This window comes from Actinomadura bangladeshensis (assembly GCF_004348335.1).
Lineage (GTDB): Bacteria > Actinomycetota > Actinomycetes > Streptosporangiales > Streptosporangiaceae > Spirillospora > Spirillospora bangladeshensis.
On the sequence record NZ_SMJW01000042.1, the window covers coordinates 1 to 21,463 of the forward strand.

The 21,463-nt window shown below is 71.7% G+C and carries 18 protein-coding genes; 14 read left to right on the top strand and 4 right to left on the bottom strand.

Translation table 11 applies throughout. The features are described from left to right. The 3 genes from E1284_RS11000 to pdhA all read right to left on the bottom strand — a co-directional run. A partial coding sequence (locus E1284_RS11000; protein ID WP_207923684.1) for a biotin/lipoyl-containing protein occupies positions 1 to 544 on the bottom strand: 544 nt, incomplete at its 3' end. Continuing rightward, on the bottom strand, positions 541 to 1,557 hold the full coding sequence (locus E1284_RS11005) for an alpha-ketoacid dehydrogenase subunit beta (protein WP_131938932.1): 1,017 nt from the start codon (positions 1,555 to 1,557) through the stop codon (positions 541 to 543). The genes E1284_RS11005 and E1284_RS11000, both read right to left, overlap by 4 nt. An 11-nt stretch (positions 1,558 to 1,568) precedes the next feature. Next, positions 1,569 to 2,690, bottom strand: a complete 1,122-nt coding sequence (gene pdhA / locus E1284_RS11010) for a pyruvate dehydrogenase (acetyl-transferring) E1 component subunit alpha (protein WP_131938933.1) — start codon at positions 2,688 to 2,690, stop codon at positions 1,569 to 1,571. Positions 2,691 to 2,841: 151 nt separating this feature from the next. Here pdhA and E1284_RS11015 point away from each other — a divergent pair, with 151 nt between their 5' ends. Further along, positions 2,842 to 3,471, top strand: coding sequence for a GntR family transcriptional regulator (locus E1284_RS11015; RefSeq protein WP_243714397.1), 630 nt, complete (start codon positions 2,842 to 2,844; stop codon positions 3,469 to 3,471). Positions 3,472 to 3,500: 29 nt separating this feature from the next. Here the strand turns inward: E1284_RS11015 and E1284_RS11020 are convergent, their stop codons facing one another. Beyond that, entirely contained in the window at positions 3,501 to 4,190 is a 690-nt protein-coding gene (locus E1284_RS11020) for a GntR family transcriptional regulator (RefSeq protein ID WP_131938935.1), read from the bottom strand. A gap of 129 nt (positions 4,191 to 4,319) precedes the next feature. On the opposite strand from E1284_RS11020, the gene E1284_RS11025 reads away from it, so the two are divergent. From E1284_RS11025 to E1284_RS11085, 13 genes are all read left to right on the top strand, one after another. Beyond that, positions 4,320 to 5,549, top strand: coding sequence for an NRAMP family divalent metal transporter (locus E1284_RS11025; RefSeq protein ID WP_131938936.1), 1,230 nt, complete (start codon positions 4,320 to 4,322; stop codon positions 5,547 to 5,549). Positions 5,550 to 5,552: 3 nt separating this feature from the next. After that, positions 5,553 to 6,152, top strand: coding sequence for a 5-oxoprolinase subunit B family protein (locus tag E1284_RS11030; protein ID WP_131938937.1), 600 nt, complete (start codon positions 5,553 to 5,555; stop codon positions 6,150 to 6,152). Beyond that, on the top strand, positions 6,149 to 7,039 hold the full coding sequence (locus tag E1284_RS11035; protein ID WP_131938938.1) for a 5-oxoprolinase subunit C family protein: 891 nt from the start codon (positions 6,149 to 6,151) through the stop codon (positions 7,037 to 7,039). Before E1284_RS11030 ends, E1284_RS11035 begins: the two co-directional genes overlap by 4 nt. Beyond that, positions 7,036 to 7,827 (top strand): putative hydro-lyase, encoded by a 792-nt coding sequence (locus tag E1284_RS11040; protein WP_131938939.1) that lies wholly within the window; start codon positions 7,036 to 7,038, stop codon positions 7,825 to 7,827. The genes E1284_RS11035 and E1284_RS11040 overlap by 4 nt, the downstream gene beginning before the upstream one ends. A 21-nt stretch (positions 7,828 to 7,848) precedes the next feature. After that, positions 7,849 to 9,219 carry a protein kinase domain-containing protein gene (locus tag E1284_RS11045; protein WP_131938940.1) on the top strand — a complete coding sequence of 457 codons (1,371 nt, stop codon included), beginning with the start codon at positions 7,849 to 7,851 and terminating at the stop codon, positions 9,217 to 9,219. Positions 9,220 to 9,400: 181 nt separating this feature from the next. Beyond that, positions 9,401 to 10,684 carry an ABC transporter substrate-binding protein gene (locus E1284_RS11050; protein ID WP_131938941.1) on the top strand — a complete coding sequence of 428 codons (1,284 nt, stop codon included), beginning with the start codon at positions 9,401 to 9,403 and terminating at the stop codon, positions 10,682 to 10,684. Continuing rightward, positions 10,681 to 11,595, top strand: coding sequence for a carbohydrate ABC transporter permease (locus E1284_RS11055; protein ID WP_243714398.1), 915 nt, complete (start codon positions 10,681 to 10,683; stop codon positions 11,593 to 11,595). The genes E1284_RS11050 and E1284_RS11055 overlap by 4 nt, the downstream gene beginning before the upstream one ends. Beyond that, positions 11,592 to 12,482 carry a carbohydrate ABC transporter permease gene (locus E1284_RS11060; protein WP_243714399.1) on the top strand — a complete coding sequence of 297 codons (891 nt, stop codon included), beginning with the start codon at positions 11,592 to 11,594 and terminating at the stop codon, positions 12,480 to 12,482. Before E1284_RS11055 ends, E1284_RS11060 begins: the two co-directional genes overlap by 4 nt. Then, positions 12,482 to 14,773 carry an alpha-xylosidase gene (yicI, locus tag E1284_RS11065; RefSeq protein ID WP_131938942.1) on the top strand — a complete coding sequence of 764 codons (2,292 nt, stop codon included), beginning with the start codon at positions 12,482 to 12,484 and terminating at the stop codon, positions 14,771 to 14,773. Before E1284_RS11060 ends, yicI begins: the two co-directional genes overlap by 1 nt. Then, on the top strand, positions 14,773 to 16,140 hold the full coding sequence (locus tag E1284_RS11070; protein ID WP_131938943.1) for a GH1 family beta-glucosidase: 1,368 nt from the start codon (positions 14,773 to 14,775) through the stop codon (positions 16,138 to 16,140). The genes yicI and E1284_RS11070 overlap by 1 nt, the downstream gene beginning before the upstream one ends. Before the next feature lie 20 nt (positions 16,141 to 16,160). Next, positions 16,161 to 17,390 carry an MFS transporter gene (locus E1284_RS11075; RefSeq protein WP_207923685.1) on the top strand — a complete coding sequence of 410 codons (1,230 nt, stop codon included), beginning with the start codon at positions 16,161 to 16,163 and terminating at the stop codon, positions 17,388 to 17,390. After that, positions 17,374 to 18,324: a LacI family DNA-binding transcriptional regulator gene (locus tag E1284_RS11080; protein ID WP_131938945.1), complete on the top strand. Its 951-nt coding sequence runs from the start codon at positions 17,374 to 17,376 to the stop codon at positions 18,322 to 18,324. Before E1284_RS11075 ends, E1284_RS11080 begins: the two co-directional genes overlap by 17 nt. A gap of 90 nt (positions 18,325 to 18,414) precedes the next feature. Further along, positions 18,415 to 21,405 (top strand): glycoside hydrolase family 3 protein, encoded by a 2,991-nt coding sequence (locus tag E1284_RS11085; protein ID WP_207923686.1) that lies wholly within the window; start codon positions 18,415 to 18,417, stop codon positions 21,403 to 21,405. Positions 21,406 to 21,463: the final 58 nt, after the last annotated feature.

The window sequence follows — 21,463 nt, forward strand, 5'->3', positions numbered from 1 at the left end:
GGGCGGACGGGGCCTCGGCCGGGGCGCCGCCGCGGATCGCGGCCTCGATGTCGGCGCGCACGATCCGCCCGCCCGGGCCCGAGCCGCTCAGCGTCGACAGGTCGATGCCGTGGTCGCGGGCCAGCCGGCGCGCCAGCGGCGACGACGGCGGGCGGGAGGCCGCGGAGCGCTCCGGCGCCCGCGCGGGCGCCGCCGGCGCCGGTTCCGCCGCGGCCTTGGGCTCTTCCTCGGCCTTGGGTGAGGGCTCCGGCTGCGGCTCGGGCTCCGCCTTCTCGGCCGGTTCCGCGGGCGCGGTCTGCTCGGCGCCCCCCGCCGGCGCGATCCGGGCGATCGGCGCGCCGATCGCGGCGGACTCGCCCTCCGGGACGAGGATCTCCTCGAGCACGCCGGCCTCGTAGGCCTCGTACTCCATGACCGCCTTGTCGGTCTCGATGTCGACGATGACGTCGCCGACCGCGACCTCGTCCCCGGGCTTCTTCTGCCAGGAGCTGATGACGCCCTCCTCCATGGTGTCGGAGAGGCGGGGCATGAGGATCTCGGTCATGAGGTGGGCTCCAGGACGGGACGGCCGGTGGCGCGGAGCGTGTCGCGGACGGCGGTGAGCAGGGACTCTGCGGACGGCAGCGCCGCCGACTCCAGGGACTTGGCGTAGGGGAGCGGCACCTCGGCCATCGCGACCCGGCGGACCGGGGCGTCCAGCCAGTCGAACGCGCCCTCCTGGATCGTCGCGGCGATCTCGGCGCCGATGCCGTAGGTGAGCCAGTCGTCCTCGGCGACGACCGCGCAGCCGGTCTTGCGGACCGACTCCACGATGGTCGCCCGGTCCAGCGGGCGCAGGCTGCGCAGGTCGACGACCTCGGCGGACACGCCCTCGGCGGCGAGCTTCTCGGCGACCTCGCCGGCGACCCGCGCCATCCGCGAGTAGCCGATGAGCGTGATGTCGGTGCCCTCGCGGGTGACGCCGGCCCGGCCGATCTCGGCGGGCTCGATGTCCTCGATCGCGTCGGGGATCTCGGCCTTGGTGTTGTAGAGCGCGAGGTTCTCCAGGAACAGCACCGGGTCGTCGTCGCGGATCGCGGCCTTCAGCATCGCCGACGCCTCCGCCGGGGTGGACGGCGCGACGACCTTCAGCCCGGGGATGAAGGAGTAGAACAGCTCGACGTTCTGCGAGTGCGTGGCGCCGAGCTGCTGCCCGCCGCCGCCCGGGGTGCGGATCACCATCGGGACGCTGGACTGCCCGCCGAACATCCCGTAGATCTTGGCGGCGTGGTTGACGATCTGGTCCAGCGCGAGCAGCGAGAAGTTGATCGTCATGATCTCCACGACCGGGCGGAGGCCGAGCATCGCCGCGCCGATCGCGGCGCCGACGAAGCCCTCCTCGGCGATCGGGGTGTCGCGGACCCGCTTCGGCCCGAACTCCTTGAGCAGCCCCTCGGTGATCTTGTAGGAGCCCTCGAAGAGCCCGATCTCCTCGCCCATGAGCAGGACGTTCTCGTCCCGCAGCATCTCGGCGCGGAGCGTGTCCCGGAGGGCCTGGCGGTAGGTCACGGTTGCCATGGGGGTGCCTCTCAGGAACGGAATACGGGGTCGGCGGGGAACCGGTGGAGATCGCCCGGCACCGGCGTTGCGTAGGTGTAGTCGAACAGCGTGGAGATGTCGGGCTCCGGGCTCTCGTCGGCGAACTTCGCGGCCTCGTCCACCTCGGCGGTGACCTCGGCGTCGAGCCGGTCGCGGTCCTCGTGGGACAGGATCCCGGCCTCCTCCAGGTCCAGCGCCATCTTCGCGAGGGGATCGGCGGCCTTCAGCGCGTCCTTCTCCTCCCGGGTCCGGTAGCGGGCCGGGTCGACGACCGAGTGCCCCTTGAGCCGCGGGCTGAGGGTCTCCAGCAGGTAGGGCTTGCTCTCGGCACGGGCGCGCTCGACGGCGGTGCGCGCGGCGTCCCGCACCGCGACGACGTCGGCGCCGTCCACGCGGGCGCTCTCCATCCGGTAGGCGGCGCCGCGCTTGTACAGCTCGGGCTCCGCGGACGACTTCTCCACGGTCGTGCCCATACCCAGGCCGTTGTTGATCACAACGAACACGATCGGGAGGTCCCACAGGGCGGCGATGTTCAGCGACTCGTGGAACGCGCCGATCGCGGCCGTCCCGTCGCCCATCTGGCACATGACGACCTCGTCGCCGCCCTTGTAGGAGACGGCGAGCGCGGCGCCGGTCGCGAGCGGCAGCTGGCCGCCGACGATGCCGTACCCGCCGAGCAGCCGGGCCTCGGAGTCGAACAGGTGCATCGACCCGCCCCAGCCCTTGGACACGCCCGTGGAACGCCCGTACAGCTCGGCCATCACGCGGTCGGCGCCGATGCCCTTGGCGATCGCGTAGCCGTGCTCGCGGTAGTTGGTGAAGAGGTAGTCGTCGGGGCGCAGCGCGGCCATCAGCCCGACGACCGTGGCCTCCTCGCCGAGGTTCAGGTGGCAGTAACCGCCGATCTTGGCCTCGGTGTAGGCGCGGGCCGCGCGCTCCTCGAACCGCCTGATCAGGAGCATCTGCCGGTAGTAGCCGACGAGCGTCTCGGCGTCCTCCGCCGGGACCTTCGGCGGCGCCGCGGCGGTCGTGGACTCCGAGCCCTTGGACTCCGAGCCCTTGCCGCGCGTTCTCCGGCCTCGCGCCGGAGCGGCCTTGGCGGTCTCAGCCATTCGGCGACCTTCCTGTGTCCGGGGCAGCGTCGTAGGATCGCCACGACACTCCCGATCATCATTGATCTATGATCGATCATATTCCACGGAGTCAGGATTCGCCTACCCCATCACGAGGTACTTACCCATCGTGGCGCTACGATCGAGTTTCGTGAACACGCCCGCCCAACTGCTGCGCACCGGACTCGCCGACCAGATCCGGGAGTTCATCGTGGAGGGCATCAGCTCGGGCCGGTGGGAGCCGGGCGAGCGCGTCGTCGAACGGCGGATCGCCGCCGAGCTCGGGGTCAGCCAGGGCCCCGTCCGCGAGGCGCTCCGTCAGCTGGAGGCGCAGCGGCTGATCGAGTCGCTGCCGAACCGCGGCGCCCGCGTCCGCGACTTCACCGAGCGTGACCTCGCCGAGATCTTCCCCGTCCGGGCCGGGCTGGAGCGGACGGCCGTGGAGCTGGCGCTGCCCCGCCTCGCCGGCTGCGTGGACGCACTGGAAGCGCACAACGACCAGCTCGCGGAGGCCGCGCGCGAGGGCGACCTGCAGGCGCAGATGCGGCTCAGCATCGCCTTCCACCGCGAGATCGTCGAGACGGCCGGGAACCGGCTGCTCGTCTCGGTGTGGGAGGGGCTCGGCATCGAGCTGTGGACGACGCTGTCGCTGCGCCTCCACCACACGGAGATCTACTCCAAGTCGGCCGAGCACGCGGAGCTGATCGAGGCGTTCCGCCGCGGCGACCCGGAGGCGCCGCAGTTCCTGCACGACCACGTCATGAACTACGCGCCCCAGTGATCGAACTCCGGTGACCGGGCGGCGCCGGGTCACTCCTGCTCGCGGTAGGCCTTCATGAGCTGGGCCTCGGCGTCGTCCAGGTAGGAGCGCAGCTCCCGCTCGGCCTCCGCGAAGCCGCCCCGCGCGATCAGGTCGCAGAGCCGCCGGTTGCGGGCGAGGTACGGCTCGTGGAACTCGCGCGGCGAGCCCATCTCGTGGAAGACGAGCCGCATCTCGGCGAGCAGGTGCCGGGTCATCTCGTCCACCCGCGGGCTGCCCACCAGCGCGGCGAGGGCCTGGTGGAAGCGGATGTCGGCGGTGCCCACGTCCGGCCACCGCTCGGCCGCTGCGGCGCGCTCGCCGTCCCGGACCGCGGCCTCCAGCCGGGCGAGGGCCTCGGGCGGGGCGCCGGGCGCGCACCGCACGCCCTCGCACTCCAGGATCCGCCGCACCCGGTACAGGTCGGCCAGGCCGTCGGCGGTCACGCGGCGCACGAAGACGCCCCGGTTGAACTCGTGGACGAGCAGCCGTTCCTGGACGAGCAGCCGGAACGCCTCCCGCATCGTGTTGCGGGACACCTTCACGGCGCGGCACAGGTCCTCTTCGGGGAGCCGCGCGCCGGGCACGAGCCGCCCGTCGGTGATCTGGTCGCGGAGCAGGTCGGCCACTCGCGCTGCGGTGCTCGACCGGTCCAGGCCGTGCCGCGCCGCCGCGATCTCGTCGAGCCACGACTCCGTCATCGACCGCCCCTCCGCGTGCGTGGGGCAAGCGTATCCCATCGGCCGAAGAATCTCTCAACAAGGGGATTGCTGGATTGTTGAACAATCTCTACCCTGACGGAAAGCCGACACCCGAGAAGGGTCACCCCCATGACGGACCGGACCGCCCTGGACGCCCCACCGGCACCACCCGCCTACTCCCGCCGCGGCGCGCTGCTCGGCGCCATGTTCCTGATGGCCACCAGCGCCATCGGCCCCGGCTTCATCACCCAGACCACCGTGTTCACCGCCGAGCTCGGCGCGGCGTTCGCGTTCGCGATCGTGGTGTCCGTGCTGGTGGACATCGCGATCCAGCTGAACGTGTGGCGCGTCGTCGGCGTGTCCGGAATGCGCGCCCAGGAACTCGGCAACCGCGTCCTGCCCGGCGCCGGCTACGGGCTCGCCGCCCTCGACGTCTTCGGCGGACTGGTCTTCAACATCGGCAACATCGCCGGCACCGCGCTCGGGCTGAACGCGCTGCTCGGCCTGGACGTCAAGATCGGCGGCGGGATCTCCGCGCTCGTCGCCATCGCGATCTTCCTGAGCCGGCGCGCGGGCGTCGCGATGGACCGCATCGTCGTCGTCCTCGGCGCCGCGATGATCCTGCTGACGCTGTACGTCGCGTTCGTGTCCGACCCGCCGCTCGGGGACGCGCTGAAGCAGAGCGTCGCGCCCGAGACCGTCGACTTCCTCGTCATCACCACCCTGATCGGAGGGACGGTCGGCGGCTACATCACCTACGCGGGCGCGCACCGCATGATCGAGTCCGGGCTGACCGGGCGCGAGAACGTCCGGGAGATCAACCGCAGCGCGGTCACCGGCATCCTCGTCACCGGCGTGATGCGGGTGCTGCTGTTCCTCGCCGTCCTCGGCGTCGTCGCCGGCGGCGTGACCCTGGCGAAGGAGAACGCCCCCGCGTCGGCGTTCGAGCACGCGGCGGGCCAGGCCGGGCTGCGCGTCTTCGGCCTGATCATGTGGTCGGCCGCGATCACCTCGGTCATCGGGGCCAGCTACACCTCGGTGTCGTTCCTCGTCTCGTTCTCCTCGTTCGTCGAGCGGTACCGCAACCGGCTGGTGGTGGCGTTCATCCTCGTCTCCGCGTCGATCTACCTCGCGATCGGCACCGCCCCGGCCAAGCTGCTCATCCTCGCGGGCGCGCTCAACGGGCTGATCCTGCCGTTCGGCCTGGCCGTGCTGCTGTGGGCCGCCGGTCGCCGCCGCGACCTGCTCGGCGGCTACCGGTACCCGGTCTGGCTGCTCGCCCTCGGCGCCGCCGCCTGGCTGCTGTCGCTCTACCTGGGCTGGAACTCGCTGTCCCAACTCGACGACCTCTGGAGCTGACGGGTGCGGATCCTCCCGAGCGGCGACGCGGCACTGCTGGTCGAACCACCCGACCCGCGGGCCCTGTACGCGGCGCTGGCCGCGTCGCCGCCGCCCGGCGTCGCCGACGTCGTCCCGGCGGCCCGCACGCTGACGCTGCTGCTCGACCCGTCCGCCGACCCGGTCGCGGTGGCCGCCGCCGTGCGCGCCGCCCGGCCGGTCCCGGCGGGCGGAGGCGCCGGCGCCGTCGAGGTCCCCGTCGTCTACGACGGCGCGGACCTCGGCGAGGTCGCCGCGCTCACCGGCCTGACCCCGGCCGAGGTGATCGCCGCGCACACCGGGGCCCCGTGGCGGGTCGCGTTCACCGGGTTCGCGCCCGGATTCGGGTACCTGGAGGGCGGCGACCCGCGGCTGGACGTCCCGCGCCGCGCCGTCCCGCGCGTCCGCGTCCCGGCGGGCGCGGTCGGCCTCGCCGGGCGCTACAGCGGCGTCTACCCGGTCGAGTCGCCGGGCGGCTGGCAGCTCATAGGACGCACGGAGGCCGTCCTATGGGACCTCGACCGCGACCCGCCTGCCCTGCTCCGGCCCGGGATCTCAGTTCGTTTCGTGGAGCGGGAACCATGAAACGGGGCCTGGACGTTCTCCATACGGGTCCGCTGGCGACAGTCCAGGATCTAGGCCGACCGGGTCTGGCGGCGCTCGGCGTGGGGGTGTCGGGCGCCGCGGACCCGGTTTCCCTTCGCCTCGCCAACCGCGCCGTCGGCAATGCCGGCGGCGCGGCCGCGATCGAGGCCACCCTCGGCGGGCTGCGCGTCCGCTGCCGGGGCGGCGTCTTCGCCGCCGTCACCGGCGCGCCCGTCCCGCTGCTGGTCGACGGGCGACCCGAGGCGCCCTACTCGGTCCTCCACCTCCCGGACGGCGCCGAACTCCGGATGGGCGCACCGCCCGCCGGCCTGCGGAGCTACCTCGCGGTGCGCGGCGGAATCGCCGTCCCGCCCGTCCTCGGCTCCCGCGCCACCGACACGCTCGCCGGCCTCGGCCCGCCCCCGCTCAAGCCCGGCGACCTGCTCCCGGTCGGCCCGCCGCCGCGCGAGGCGCCGCTGCTGGACGTCCTGCCCGTCCGCCCGCCGGCCGCCGGCGACATCGAGCTGCGCGCGGTCCCCGGGCCGCGCGCCGACTGGTTCGTGCCGGGCGCGCTGGACGCGTTCTTCACCCGCCCCTACACGGTCACCAGCGACATCGACCGCGTCGGCATGCGGCTCGACGGACCCGGACTGGCCCGCGCGCGGCCCGGCGAGCTGCCCAGCGAGGGGACGGTCACCGGGGCGCTCCAGGTGCCGCCGTCCGGAAAGCCCGTGCTGTTCCTCGCCGACCATCCGCTGACCGGCGGGTATCCCGTCATCGCGGTGGTCGCGTCCGCCGACGTCGGGCGCGCCGCCCAGGCCCGCCCCGGCCAGCGGCTCCGTTTCCGGCCGCACCCGGCCCCGACTCTCGGAAGGGATCCACGATGACCGCACCCCTCGACCCCGGGGCGCTCAGCCCGGACCAGGCCCGCTCGCTGTTCCGGGCCGGCCTCCGCGTCCCCACCTCCGGCTGGTGCGCGGGCTGGACGCAGGCGAACCTCATCAGCGTGCCCCGTGAGGACGCCTACGACCTGCTCCTGTTCGCCCAGCGCAACCCCAAGCCGTGCCCGGTCCTGGACGTCACCGAGCCCGGCGGGACGTCCGCCTCCCTGTTCGGCGGCGACCTGCGCACCGACCTGCCCGGATACGTCGTCTATGAGCACGGCGAACCGGTCGCCGAGGTGTCCGACGCGACCGACTACTGGCGCGGCGACCTCGTCTCGTTCCTCATCGGGTGCAGCTTCACCTTCGAGGACGCGCTCCGGGAGGCCGGCGTCCCCGTCCGGCACCTCGAGCAGAACCGGAACGTCCCGATGTACCGGACGAACCGGATGTGCCGCCGCGCCGGCGCGTTCGGCGGCCCGCTCGTCGTCTCGATGCGGCCGGTCCCGGCCGCGCAGGTGGCCGACGCCGTGCGGGTCACGGCCCGGTACCCGTCCGTCCACGGCGCGCCCGTGCACATCGGCGACCCCGTCGAGCTGGGCGTCGACGACCTGGACGCGCCCGACTTCGGCGACCCGGTCGAGATCCGGGTGGACGAGGTCCCGGTGTTCTGGGCGTGCGGCGTGACCCCGCAGGCGGCGGTGATGGCGTCCCGCCCGAAGCTCGCCATCGGGCACGCGCCCGGCCACATGGCGATCACCGACGCCCGCGACACCCGGTACCTCGTGCCCTGACTCCGGCATAGGCTTCGTCCCATGCCCGAGATCGTCGCCCCCGGCGACCGCCTGGGGGACCGCTACCGCCTGGACCGCCGCCTCGGCGCCGGCGGCATGGCGACCGTCTGGCGCGCGGTCGACCTCGTGCTCGACCGCGCCGTCGCCGTGAAGGTGCCCAAGGAGGGATGGCCCGAGGAGTTCACCCGGCGCCTCCGCCAGGAGGCCCAGGCCGCCGCGGGCCTGACCCATCCCAGCATCACCGGCGTCTACGACTACGGCGAGCACCAGATCGGCCCGGAGGGCCCCGGGGGATCTGAGGGGTCGGCCCCCCAGAGGAGACAGGGCTCGGTTCCCTATGTCGTCATGGAGCTGCTGGACGGGGAGAGCCTCGCGGCGCGGCTGTCCCGCGGGCCGCTGCCCTGGCGCGAGGCGGCCGGGATCGGCGCCCGTGTCGCGGACGCGCTGGCCGCCGCCCACGCCGCCGGGATCGTCCACCGCGACGTCAAGCCCGCCAACGTCTTCCTCACCTCGGTCGGCGTGAAGGTCCTGGACTTCGGCATCGCCTTCACCGGCCCCGCCACGGCCGGCGGGCCCGTCCTCGGCACGCCCGCCTACGTCGCCCCCGAACTCCTGGCCGGCGCGCATCCGACCCCGGCCGCCGACCTGTACTCGCTCGGCGTGGTCCTCCGCGCGTGCCTGACCGCCGGCCCGGACATCCCGGACGAGGTCGCCGCCCTCACCGCGGACTGCCTGCGCGAGGACCCCGAGACGCGGCCCACCGCCCGCGAAGCGGCCCGCGTCCTCGCGGACGCCGCCGGCGTCCAACTGGAGCAGCTGCCCCCGGCCGGAGCCACGGCCGTGCCGGCGGGGGCGGCGCCGGAGGGCGAGCGGCAGAAGACGCGTGTCCTGGCCGAGCCGCCGTCCGCGCAACCCGCCCCGGCGTCGGCGCGGAGGCCGCTGATCATCGCCGGGGCCGCGGTCGGCGCCGTGGTGCTGGTGGCGGTGCTGCTGGCCGCGCTGGCACCCGACTCGTCCCACGAGCGGGCCGCGCCGCCGTCCGCGAGCCCGTCCGGGACGACGACGGCCGCCGCCACCGCGTGCTCGGTCTCCTACACGGTCGACGGGACGTGGCCGCAGGGCTTCCAGGCGACGGTGCGCATCACCAACCTCGGCGACGGCGCGATCGACGGCTGGAAGCTGGGGTTCGAGTTCCCGGACGGCCAGGCGATCACGCAGCTGTGGAACGGCAGCCAGGTGCAGGACGGCCCGTCCGTCACCGTGACGGCGGCGGACTGGAACCGGTCGATACCGCCGCACGGCACCGCCGAGTTCGGGTTCCTCGGCCGCCAGGACGGCGCCAACGGCGCGCCGGCAGCGTTCACCCTGAACGGCGGCGCGTGCGGGGGCTGACCTCCGTCAATGGGAGCGCTCCCGTATCATTTTCGCAGGTCACCGTGCCCATGGCCGAATTGATGCCGGCCGACCTATTGTGTCCTGCCTGGTCGAGGACTTAGAGTCCGGGGCAATCGAAGCGCTTCGACAGATCGACCGTTCGACAGGTCCGGCCATCGGTCCCACCCCCGGAGGAAACATGATCAAGGCAGGCAGGAGCGCGGCCGTCCTCGCCGCCCTTGCCGCGGCGGCGCTGTCGCTCACCGCGTGCGGCGGCGACGACGGCGGCTCCGGCGGCAAGGAGCTGAAGCTCTGGCACTACGAGGCCCCGGACAGCGCCATGGGCAAGGCGTGGAACGAGGCCATCAAGGAGTTCGAGGCCACCCACCCGGGCGTGAAGGTGAAGTTCGAGGAGAAGGGCTTCGAGCAGATCCAGAAGACCGCGCCGATGGTCCTGAACTCCAAGAACGCCCCCGACGTCATGGAGTACAACAAGGGCAACGCGACCGCCGGCCTGCTGTCCAAGCAGGGGCTGCTGACCGACCTCACGCCCGAGGTCACCAAGCGCGGCTGGGACAAGCTGATCAGCCCGAACGTCCAGGTCACCGCGAAGTACGACGCCAAGGGCACGATGGGCGGCGACAAGTGGTTCGGCGTCCCGAACTACGCCGAGTACCTGCAGGTCTACTACAACAAGGACCTGTTCAAGAAGTACGACGTCGAGATCCCGAAGACCTACGACGAGCTCGTCGCCGCCATGGACAAGTTCGTGGCGAAGGACGTCACGCCGCTGACCAACGCGGGCGCCGAGTACATCGCGCACCAGTTCGTCTACCAGCTCGCCCTCGACAAGGCCGACCAGAACTGGGTGGACGCCTACCAGCGCTACACCGGCAAGGTCGACTTCCACGACCCCGCCTGGACGTACGGGGCGACGACCTTCGCCGACTGGGTGAAGAAGGGCTACATCGCCAAGAACTCCGTCAGCCTCAAGGCCGAGGACGCGGGCGTCGCGTTCATGAGCGGCAAGTTCCCGATGATGTTCTCCGGCAGCTGGTGGTTCGGCCGGGTCGCCTCCGAGGCGAAGTTCGACTGGGAGACCGCCGTGTGGCCCGGCGCGAAGATGACGCTCGGCTCCGGCGGCAACCTGTGGGTCGTCCCCAAGGGCTCGGAGAACAAGCAGCTCGCCTACGACTTCATCGACATCACGATGAAGAAGAAGGTGCAGAACATCCTCGGTGACGCGGGCGGCGTCCCGGTCGCGGCGGACCCGGCCGCGATCACCGAGCCGAAGGCCAAGAAGCTCATCGACGACTTCGACGGGCTCGCGCAGTCCGGCGGCCTCGCCTACTACCCGGACTGGCCCGTCGCCGGCTTCTACGACGTGCTGGTGTCCCAGATACAGAAGCTCATGAACGGCGAGTCGCCGGACAAGGTCCTCGGCGGCGTCCAGAAGGCGTACGAGGACGGTCTGCCCAAGTGACGGCGCAGGGCCGCGGCCGGTCGCGGGAGCAGTGGGGCTACGTGCCCTACCTGCTCCCCGGCCTGCTCCTCTTCACCGCCGTCATCGGCGTGCCGTTCCTGATGAACATCGGGACGAGCTTCACCGAGTGGACGGGCGTCGGCACGCCGAAGTGGATCGGGCTCGGCAACTACCGGGAGCTGGTCCGGGACGAGCAGTTCTGGGCCTCGTTCGGGCACAACGCGCTGATCATCCTCGGCATGGCGGTCGTCCCGACGCTGATCGGGCTGGTGCTCGCCGCCGCGCTGACCGACCTGATCAGCCGGCACTTCGGACCGCGGACGGCGAGCGTCCTGCGCGCCTGCATCTACCTTCCGCAGGTGCTGCCGATCGTCATCGCGGGCGTGGTGTGGAGCTGGCTGCTGGCGCCCGAGGACGGCGCGGTGAACGCCCTGCTGGGGAAGATCGGCCTCGGCTCGCTCGCGCACGACTGGCTCGGCGACCCGGCGACCGCGCTGTGGAGCGTCATCGGGGTGATGGTCTGGATCCAGATCGGCTTCCCGCTGGTGATCTTCATGTCCGGGCTGCAGCGGGTCGACCCGTCGCTGTACGAGGCGGCGGAGATCGACGGCGCCACCTGGATGCGGCGGTTCTGGCACATCACGATCCCGCAGATCCGCCCGGAGATCTTCGTCGTGCTGCTGTGGACGACGATCGCCGCGCTGAAGGCGTTCGCGCACATCTTCGTCCTGACGAAGGGCGGTCCGGGCGGCGCGACGAACGTCCCGGCCTACTACTCGTGGGTCAACTTTTTCGAGAAGTCGGACGTGGGCTACGGCTCGGCGATCGCGACCGTGCTGACACTGCTGATCATCGCGCTGACCGTCGTCTTCCTGCGCATGCAGGGCAATGAGCTGGGAGAAGAGCGGTGACCGCGACGCTGTCCAAGAAGTCGAGCGCGCCGCCGCGCGCGGGGCGGGAGGCACCGCACCGCCGCCGCCGGGGGCCGTCCGCCTACGCGGTGCTGGTGGCGCTGACCGCGTTCGCCGGCGTGATGCTGATCCCGTTCGTGGTGGTGGTCTTCAACGCGCTGAAGACGCCGGAGGAGTACACCTCCAAGAGCCCGCTGGCGCCGCCCGACGGCTTCAACCTGGACGCCATGCGGGCGTTCTGGGAGCGCACCGACTTCGGGCACGTCCTGTTCAACAGCGTGCTGATCAGCGGGTCCGTCGCCGTCCTCGCCGTCCTGCTGTCGGTGCTGAACGCCTACGCGCTCGGCATCGGCCGGATCAAGGGGCGGACGTGGGTGCTGGTCCTGCTCCTCATGGCGAACACGGTGCCGCAGGAGGCGCTCGTCTACCCGCTGTACTACATCTCCAAGCAGTTCGGCCTGTACGACACGAGGCTCAGCGTGGTCATCGTGTTCACGGTGATCCAGGCCGCGTTCGGCACCTACCTGCTGTCGTCGGTGCTGTCGGCGTTCCCGCGCCCGCTGCTGGAGGCCGCCCGCATCGACGGCGCCGGCCGCTGGCAGGTCCTGTGGCGCGTCGTCGTCCCGGTGGTGCGGCCGACGCTGTCGGTGCTGCTCGTCTTCTTCTTCGTGTGGACCTGGAACGAGTTCCTGATCCCCATGACGTTCCTGATCTCCAACGAGAACCAGACGGTCTCGGTCGCGCTCGGCGTGCTGCAGGGCCAGCGCCTCATGGACGCCACCATGTCCAGTGCGGCATCGCTGCTCGGCCTCCTCCCGACCGTCGTCTTCTTCCTCATCTTCCAGCGCACTCTGTCGCGCGGACTCACAGCGGGGGCAATCAAGTAATGAAGTTCAGTGACGGCTACTGGATGATGCGCGAGGGTGTGCGGGCGTTTCATCCGGTGGAGGTCCTCGACGTGGACGCCGGGGCGGACTCGTTCACGGTGTACGCGCCCGTCGAGCGGATCCGGCACCGGGGCGACCTGCTCAAGGGGCCGGTGGTGACGGTGACGTGCGAGTCGCCGATGCCGGACGTCATCGGCGTCACCCTCACGCATTTCGCGGGGGAGAGGCGGCGCGGCCCCGATTTCGAGCTGGCCACCGATCCGGGCGGTGAGGTGTCGGTCGATGACGAAGCGGCGACGCTGACGTCCGGTGCGCTGTCGGTGCGGGTCGGACGCGGGGAGAAATGGAGCGTCGACTTCCTCGCGGACGGACGCCGGCTGACCGGCAGCTCGCCCAAGGCGCAGGCCGTCATCGACACCGACGACGGACGCCATTACGTGAGGGAGCAGCTCGATCTGGGCGTCGACCATTTCGTGTACGGGCTCGGGGAGCGGTTCGGGCCGCTGGTGAAGAACGGCCAGTCGGTGGACGTGTGGAACGCCGACGGCGGGACGGCCAGCGAGCAGGCGTACAAGAACGTGCCATTCTACCTGACGAACGCGGGATACGGCGTGTTCGTCGACCATCCGGGGCGCGTCTCGTTCGAGGTGGCGTCGGAGGCGGTCGCGCGGACGCAGTTCAGCGTCGAGGGCCAGTCGATGCGGTACTTCGTCATCTACGGGCCGTCGCCGAAGGAGATCCTGCGCAAGTACACCGCGCTGACCGGGCGGCCCGCGCGGCTGCCGGAATGGTCGTTCGGGCTGTGGCTGTCGACGTCGTTCACCACGTCCTATGACGAGGAGACCGTCTCCTCGTTCATCGACGGGATGGCGGAGCGGGACCTGCCGCTCAGCGTGTTCCACTTCGACTGCTTCTGGATGCGCGAGTTCCAGTGGTGCGATTTCGAATGGGACCCGCGGGTCTTCCCCGACCCGCCGGGCATGCTGCGGCGGCTGCGGGACCGGGGCCTGCGGATCTGCGTGTGGATCAACCCCTACATCGGCCAGCGCTCGCCGCTGTTCGAGGAGGGCCGCTCGCGGGGCTACCTGCTCATGCGCCCCGGCGGGGACGTGTGGCAGTGGGACAAGTGGCAGCCCGGCCTGGCGGTGGTCGACTTCACCAATCCCGAGGCGCGGGAATGGTACGCGGGCAAGCTCGAAGCGCTCATGGACATGGGCGTCGACTGCTTCAAGACCGACTTCGGGGAGCGCATCCCGACCGATGTCGTCTACCACGACGGCTCGGACCCGGAGAGGGCGCACAACTACTACACCTTCCTTTACAACCAGACCGTCTTCGACCTGCTCCGCAAGAAGCGCGGCGAGGGCGAGGCGGTGGTGTTCGCCCGGTCCGCGACGGCCGGCGGGCAGCAGTTCCCCGTGCACTGGGGCGGCGACTGCGAATCGACGTTCGAGGCGATGGGGGAGAGCCTGCGCGGCGGCCTGTCCCTGGGCGCGTCGGGGTTCGGCTACTGGAGCCACGACATCGGCGGCTTCGAGGGGACGCCCGATCCGGCGCTGTTCAAGCGCTGGATCGCGTTCGGGATGCTGTCCTCGCACAGCCGCCTGCACGGCAGCCACTCCTACCGGGTGCCGTGGCTGTTCGACGAGGAGTCGGTGGACGTCCTGCGCGACTTCACCCGGTTGAAGATGCGGCTCATGCCCTACCTTGCCGGCGCGGCGCGGCAGGCGTCCGGGGAGGGCCTGCCGATGATGCGGGCGATGGTCCTGGAGTTCCCCGGCGACCCCGCCTGCACGCACCTGGAACGCCAGTACATGCTCGGCGACGACCTGCTTGTGGCGCCGGTGTTCTCGTCCGACGGCGACGTCTCCTACTACGTGCCGGAGGGTGTGTGGACGCACTACCTCACCGGTGAGCGCGTGCAGGGCGGCCGGTGGGTCCGGGAGCGGCACGGCTTCGATAGCGTTCCCCTGCTCGTCCGTCCGGGTGCGGTCATCCCCGAGGGGGCGGTGGGGGACCGTCCCGACTACGACCACGCGGACGGCGTCACGCTGCGCGTCTACGAGCCGTCCGACGGGACCGCCGTCGTCACCCGGATCGGCGACACCGCCTTCACCACGGTGAGAAACGGTGAAAACGTGCGCGTGACGGGTGAGGGAGCCTGGAACGTTCTCCTCGTCAACGCGCGCGTGGCAGCCGTCGAGGGCGGCGAGCCGTCCGACCATCCGCACGGAGTCCTCGTCAAAGCGACCGGTCGCGAACTGGTCATCACCCTGGAAGAGGAGAACTGATGGGGTTCCCGGAAGGGTTCCTGTGGGGCGCGGCCACCGCCGCCTACCAGATCGAGGGCGCCGCCCGGGAGGACGGCCGGGCGCCGTCCATCTGGGACACGTTCAGCCACACGCCGGGCAAGGTCCTCGACGGCGACACCGGCGACGTCGCCACCGACCACTACCACCGGTGGCGGGAGGACGTCGCGACGATGGCGGCCCTCGGCATCGGCGCCTACCGCTTCTCGATCTCCTGGTCGCGCGTCCTGCCCGGCGGCACGCCCAACCAGAAGGGCCTCGACTTCTACTCCCGGCTGGTCGACGAACTGCTGGAGCACGGCATCGCGCCGGTCGCGACCCTCTACCACTGGGATCTCCCGCAGGACCTGGAGGACGCGGGCGGCTGGACCGAGCGCGACACCGCCCGCCGGTTCGGCGACTACGCCGAGCGGATCGGACGCGTCCTCGGTGACCGCGTGCACACCTGGACGACGCTGAACGAGCCGTGGTGCTCGGCGTTCCTCGGCTACGCGTCCGGTGTGCACGCCCCCGGTCGCACCGACCCGGCCGGCGCGCTGGCCGCCGCCCACCACCTCAACCTGGCGCACGGCCTCGCGGTGCGCGCGCTGCGCGGGGTGACGCCGCCGTCCGCGCGGCACTCGGTGACGCTGAACCTGCACCACCTGCGCGGTGACGCGGAGGCCGTCCGGCAGGTGGACGCCGTCTCCAACCGGGTGTTCCTGGACCCGATGCTGGGCCACGGCTACCCCGCCGACCTGCTGGAGGACACCGCGTCCATCACCGACTGGGGCTTCGTCCGCGACGGCGATGAGGCCATCATCGCCGCGCCCCTGGACGTGCTGGGCGTCAACTACTACTCGCCGACCCTCGTCCGGGTGTGGGACGGGACGTCCCCGCGCGAGCACGCCGACGGCCACCGGCAGGGCGCGGCGTCGCCGTTCGTCGGCTGCGACCGCGTCGAGTTCGCCGAGCAGCCCGGCCCGTACACGGCGATGGGCTGGCCGATCGACGCGAACGGCATGGAGGAGCTGCTGCTCCGCCTGCACCGCGAGTACCCCGGCACCCCGCTGATGGTCACCGAGAACGGCGCCGCGTTCGACGACGCGCCGCAGGACGGACGGGTCCGCGACGCCCGGCGCATCGACTACCTGCGCGACCACATCGCGGCCGTGGAGCGGGCGAGCACGGCCGGCGCCGACGTCCGCGGCTACTTCGCGTGGTCGCTGCTGGACAACTTCGAATGGGCCTACGGCTACTCCAAGCGCTTCGGCCTCGTCCACGTCGACTACCCGACCGGGACGCGGACCTGGAAGGACAGCGCCCACTGGTACCGGGACACGATCGCCACCCACCGCGGGAGCGCCTGACGATGGAGCGGGAGCGCCCGATGACGGGGCGGGCGGGGGCGGCCGTCGCGGCGCTCGCCCTGGCCGCGTTCTGCTTCGGCACGACCGAGAACCTCCCGATCGGGCTGCTCCCGCTCATCGCCGACGACCTGGACGTCTCCGCCTCCGCCGTCGGGCTGCTCGTCACCGGCTACGGGATCGTGGTCGCGGTCGTCTCCGTCCCGCTCGTCAAGATGACGGTCCGGATGGGCCGCCGCCCGCTGCTGACCGGCGTGATGGCCCTGTTCATCGTGATGAGCTTCGCGGCGGCGGCCGCGCCCGGCTACGGCACGCTGTTCGGCACGCGGCTGGTGACCGCGCTCGGGCAGGCGGTGTTCTGGCCGGTCGCCGTGGTCGCCGCCGCCGGGCTGATGCCGCCGGAGGCGCGGGGCCGCGCGGGCGCCTACGTGTTCGCGGGCGGCTCGATGGCGATCGTCCTCGGCGTCCCCGCCGGGACGTGGCTCGGCCGGGCCATCGGGTGGCGCGCGTCGTTCGCCGCGCTCGGCGTGCTGTGCCTGGTGTCCCTGGTCGCGATCGCCGTCCTGCTGCCGGGCGGCAGGGCGACCGGCCGCGACCCCGTCCCGGCGTCCGCGCCGGACGCCCGGCGCTTCCGGCTGCTGGTCGTCACGATCATGCTGCTGATCGGCGGGTTCTTCACCGCCTTCACCTACATCACCGAGTTCCTGACGCGGGTGAGCGGCTTCTCCGGCGCCGCCATCAGCCCGCTGCTGCTGGTGAACGGCGTCGCCGACATCGCCGGAGTGGTCATCGCCGGGATCGTGGTGGACCGCGGCCCGCGCGCGCTGGCCGCCGGGTCCGCCGCGGTGCTGGCGATCGCCATGCTCGGCCTGTTCGCGTTCGGCACGGCGGCGGTCCCCGCGGTGGCCATGCTGATCCTGCTGGGCATCGGGATCCCGGCTGCCGCGACGGCCTTCCAGGCCCGCGTGATGGAGTCGGCGCCGGGCGACACCGACATCGCCTCGGCGTGGACGTCGTCCGCGTTCAACGTCGGGATCGCGGGCGGCGCCCTGCTCGGCGGCGCGCTGCTGCCGCTGACCGGGGTGCGCGGCACGCCGCTCGCGGGCGCGGCCGTGGCGGCCGCCGCCCTCGCGGTGATCCTGCTCGACCGGCCGCCGCGGGCCCGTGCCCCGGCGGCGCCCGCCGCGGCTAGCATCGAATCCGCTTTGAAACGCTTCGACGCCGACGGGACGGTCCGTGGTCAAGATCACTGATGTGGCGCGGCACGCGGGAGTGTCGCCGAGCACGGTCTCCTACGTGCTGAGCGGCAAGCGCTCGATCTCCGAGGAGACGCGGCGGCGCGTCCGGGAGAGCATCCGCGAACTCGGCTACCGCCCGCACGCGGGCGCGCGGGCGCTCGCCAGCAGCCGCTCCAACGTGCTCGCGCTGATGATCCCGCTGCGCTCGGGCATCGCGGTGCCCGTCGTCATGCAGTTCGCGGTGTCGGTGGTGACGGCCGCGCGCCGGCACGACCACGACGTCCTGCTGCTCACCCAGGAGGAGGGGGAGGACGGCCTGCGCCGCGTCGCCGACAGCGCGCTCGTGGACGCCCTGATCGTCATGGACGTGCAGATGAAGGACCCGCGGCTGCCGCTGCTGCGCTCCCTGGACCGGCCGAGCGTGCTCATCGGGTTCCCCGCCGACGCCGACGACCTGACCTGCATCGACCTCGACTTCCACGCCGCCGGCGCCGTCTGCGTCGAGCACCTCGCCGGACTCGGGCACCGCGAGATCGCGCTGATCGGCTCGCCGCCCGAGGTGTACGCGCGGCAGACCGGCTACGCGCAGCGGGTCGCGGACGGGTTCGCCGCGGCGGTGGCCTCGCACGGCCTGAAGGGGGACGTCCACCCGTGCGAGGCGACGGCGGACGCGGCGCGGGAACTGGTCGCGCGGCTGCTCGCCGAACGCCCCGGGCTGACCGGCGTCCTCGTCCACAACGAGCCGATCGTCGGCCCGGTGGTGCGGGCGCTGCGCGCGGCCGGGCGGCGCGTCCCCGAGGACGTCTCGGTCGTCGCGATGTGCCCGGACGAGATGGCCGAGCACGCCGAGCCGCCGCTGTCGTCCGTCGCGATCCCGGCCGACGAGGTGGGCGGGCGCGCCGTCGACCTGCTGATGGCCAAGCTGGACGGCGCCGCCGCCGCTCACTGACATCGACGAGAAGGAGGCCAGGGGCCTTTTCACGGCCCGTTATCGAAGCGCTTCGACACGTCACTCGGGGGCAAGTCCAGAGGAGAATCGGTGAACAGACCCCATCGAACCCCCCGTTCCCCCGGCCGGCGCAGCCGGTCGCTGACCCTCGTCCTGGCCGCCGCGCTGGCGGCCCCCCTCACCTGGGCGGCGCCGGCCGCCGCCCGGGAGACCTACCCGTTCCGCGACCCCGGGCTGTCGGTGGACGCCCGCGTGGACGACCTGCTCGGCCGCCTCACGCTCGACGAGAAGATCTCCCTCCTGCACCAGTACCAGCCGCCGATCCCGCGCCTCGGGATCGGCCGGTTCAAGACGGGGACGGAGGCGCTGCACGGCGTCGCCTGGTCCACCGACATCCACAACAGCGGCGCCGTCGTGACCGCCAAGGGCACGGTGTTCCCGCAGTCGGTCGGGCTCGGCGCCACCTGGGACCCGGCGCTGCTCAAGGAGATCGGCTCCGCCGTCGGCGACGAGGCCCGCGGCTACAACAGCGAGAACCCGGACGTGTGGGGCCTGCAACTGTGGGCGCCCGTCGTCAACCTGCTGCGCGACCCGCGCTGGGGCCGCAACGAGGAGGGTTACTCCGAGGACCCGCTGCTCACCGGCCTGCTCGCCACCGCCTACGGGCACGGCATGCAGGGCGACGACCCGGACCGCCTCAAGACCGCGCCGGTGCTCAAGCACTACATGGCCAACAACAACGAGATCCGCCGCGACCAGACGTCGTCCAGCCTGCGGCCGCGGGTGGCGAAGGAGTACGACGAGGTCCCGTTCGAGATCCCGATCTCGCGGGACGCGGCGACCGGGATCATGACGGCGTACAACCTGGTCAACGGCCGTCCCGCGACGGTCACGCCGGACGCCGGCGGCCTCGTCCGCTCCTGGACGGACCGGACGCTGTTCAACGTCACCGACGCGGGGGCGCCCAACAACATCGTCAACTCGCAGAAGTACTACCCCGACCTGGCCTCCGGTGACGCGGCGATCGTGAAGGCGGGCGTGGACAGCTTCACGACCGACGACACGAACTCCTCCATCACCGTCAACGCGATCAAGGAAGCGCTGTCGCGGGGCCTGCTGGCGGAGGCCGACGTCGACCGCGCGGTCGGGAACATCCTCAGCATCCGGGTGCGGCTCGGCGAGTTCGATCCGGGCGGCGGTCCCTACGGGAAGATCACCAAGGACGCGGTGGACAGCCCGGCGCACCGCGCGCTCGCCCGCGAGGCCGCGGCCGAGCAGATGGTGCTGCTGAAGAACAAGGGCGGCGCGCTGCCGCTGTCGTCCGGGAAGGTCGCGGTCGTCGGGCCGCTCTCGGACACGCTCTACACCGACTGGTACTCGGGCTCGCTGCCGTACCGGGTCACGCCGCTGGACGGCATCAAGAAGCGGGCGGCCGGTCCCGTGGCGTCGAGCGAGGGCGTCGACCGGATCGCGCTGAAGGACGTCTCGACCGGCAAGTACATCGCGGGCGGGACGGGATCGGGTGCCGTTCTCAAGACGGGGCCGACGTCGGCCTCCGACGCGACCGCGCAGTTCGACGTGTTCGACTGGGGCCAGGGCGTCGTCACGCTGCGCAGCGCCGCGAACGGCAAGACCGTCGGCCGCTACAACTGGGGCGACACGTTCGCCAATGACCAGGACCAGCCGAACGGATGGTTCGTCCAGCAGATGTTCAAGCTGGAGAGGCAGGACGACGGCGATCTCCTGCTCCGGTACGCGGGTTACGAGAAGGCGTACGACTGGGCCGACCCGGCCAAGACGTATGTGAAGGCGCAGGACGACGGGACGCTCGTCCTCACCACCAAGGACGGCGCTTCCCGGTTCGCCAAGGACGTCGTCAGCAGCGGGGTGGATGCCGCGGTCAAGGCGGTGACGGGTGCCGACTCCGCCGTGGTCGTGGTCGGCAGCATGCCGTTCATCAACGGCCGCGAGGACCACGACCGGACGACGATGGCGCTCGCGGAAGGGCAGTCGGAACTCATCAAGGCCGTCCGGAAGGCGAATCCGAACACGGTCGTCGTGGTGGAGAACAGCTACCCGACGACGCTCAACTGGGAGCAGGCGAACGTCCCGGCGATCCTGTGGACGAGTCACGCGGGCGCAGAGACGGGCAATGCGCTGGCGTCCATCCTGTTCGGCGACGAGAGCCCGTCCGGGAAACTGCCGCAGACCTGGTACCGGTCTGAGGCGCAACTGCCGGACATTCTCGACTACGACATCATCAAGTCGGACCGGACGTACCAGTACTTCAAGGGGAAGCCGCTCTACCCGTTCGGGTACGGCCTCTCCTACACCACGTTCCGGTACGGCACGCCGCGGCTGAGCAGCCATTCCGTGGGACGCGACGGAACGGTCACCATCACCGTGCCCGTCACCAACACCGGTAAGAAGGCCGGGGACGAAGTCGTCCAGCTCTACACCCACCAGCGGACGTCGCGGGTCAAGCAGCCTTTGCAGAAGCTGCGCGCCTTCGACAAGGTCCACGTCGCCCCCGGAAAGACGGTGACGGCGAAACTCCGTCTGGACGCCTCGGACCTCGCGATCTGGGACGTCACCCGCAACAAGTGGACGGTCGAGAGGTCGAAGCAGGACCTGCTGATCGGCTCCTCGTCCGCCGACATCCGGCAGCACACGACGCTCAACGTGCGCGGCGAGCGCATTCCCGACCGGGACCTGTCCACGGTGACCCGTGCCGCCGACTTCGACGACCAGAACGGCATCCAGCTGGTCGACGAAACGAAGGTGAAGGGCGACGCGGTCGCCGGCGCGGCGAACTCCTGGCTGAAGTTCGCGGACGCCGACCTCGGCCGTTCGACGGGCACGATCACCGCGCGTGTGGCGGGCACGTCGGCGACCACGATCCAGGTTCGCCTGGACCGTCCCGACGGGCCGGTCGCCGGAACGCTGAACGTTCCGTCGACCGGTGACGAGTACACCTACAAGGAGATCAGCGCCGAACTGCGGAACGTCCGCGATGACCACGACGTGTATCTGGTCTTCAACGGCGAAACCCGCCTGAGCACCTTCTCCCTCACCCGATGAATCGTCGGCCCGCCCCGGCCTCGCCCGGGGCGGGCCGGTCCGCTGCAAAGGACGCCAT

Coding starts and splice junctions, on each gene's coding strand:
- E1284_RS11005 (WP_131938932.1), bottom strand. CDS start 1,557: ATGGCAACCGTGACCTACCGCCAGGCCCTCCGGGACACGCTCCGCGCC.
- pdhA (WP_131938933.1), bottom strand. CDS start 2,690: ATGGCTGAGACCGCCAAGGCCGCTCCGGCGCGAGGCCGGAGAACGCGC.
- E1284_RS11020 (WP_131938935.1), bottom strand. CDS start 4,190: ATGACGGAGTCGTGGCTCGACGAGATCGCGGCGGCGCGGCACGGCCTG.
- E1284_RS11025 (WP_131938936.1), top strand. CDS start 4,320: ATGACGGACCGGACCGCCCTGGACGCCCCACCGGCACCACCCGCCTAC.
- E1284_RS11035 (WP_131938938.1), top strand. CDS start 6,149: ATGAAACGGGGCCTGGACGTTCTCCATACGGGTCCGCTGGCGACAGTC.
- E1284_RS11040 (WP_131938939.1), top strand. CDS start 7,036: ATGACCGCACCCCTCGACCCCGGGGCGCTCAGCCCGGACCAGGCCCGC.
- E1284_RS11045 (WP_131938940.1), top strand. CDS start 7,849: ATGCCCGAGATCGTCGCCCCCGGCGACCGCCTGGGGGACCGCTACCGC.
- E1284_RS11050 (WP_131938941.1), top strand. CDS start 9,401: ATGATCAAGGCAGGCAGGAGCGCGGCCGTCCTCGCCGCCCTTGCCGCG.
- yicI (WP_131938942.1), top strand. CDS start 12,482: ATGAAGTTCAGTGACGGCTACTGGATGATGCGCGAGGGTGTGCGGGCG.
- E1284_RS11070 (WP_131938943.1), top strand. CDS start 14,773: ATGGGGTTCCCGGAAGGGTTCCTGTGGGGCGCGGCCACCGCCGCCTAC.
- E1284_RS11075 (WP_207923685.1), top strand. CDS start 16,161: ATGACGGGGCGGGCGGGGGCGGCCGTCGCGGCGCTCGCCCTGGCCGCG.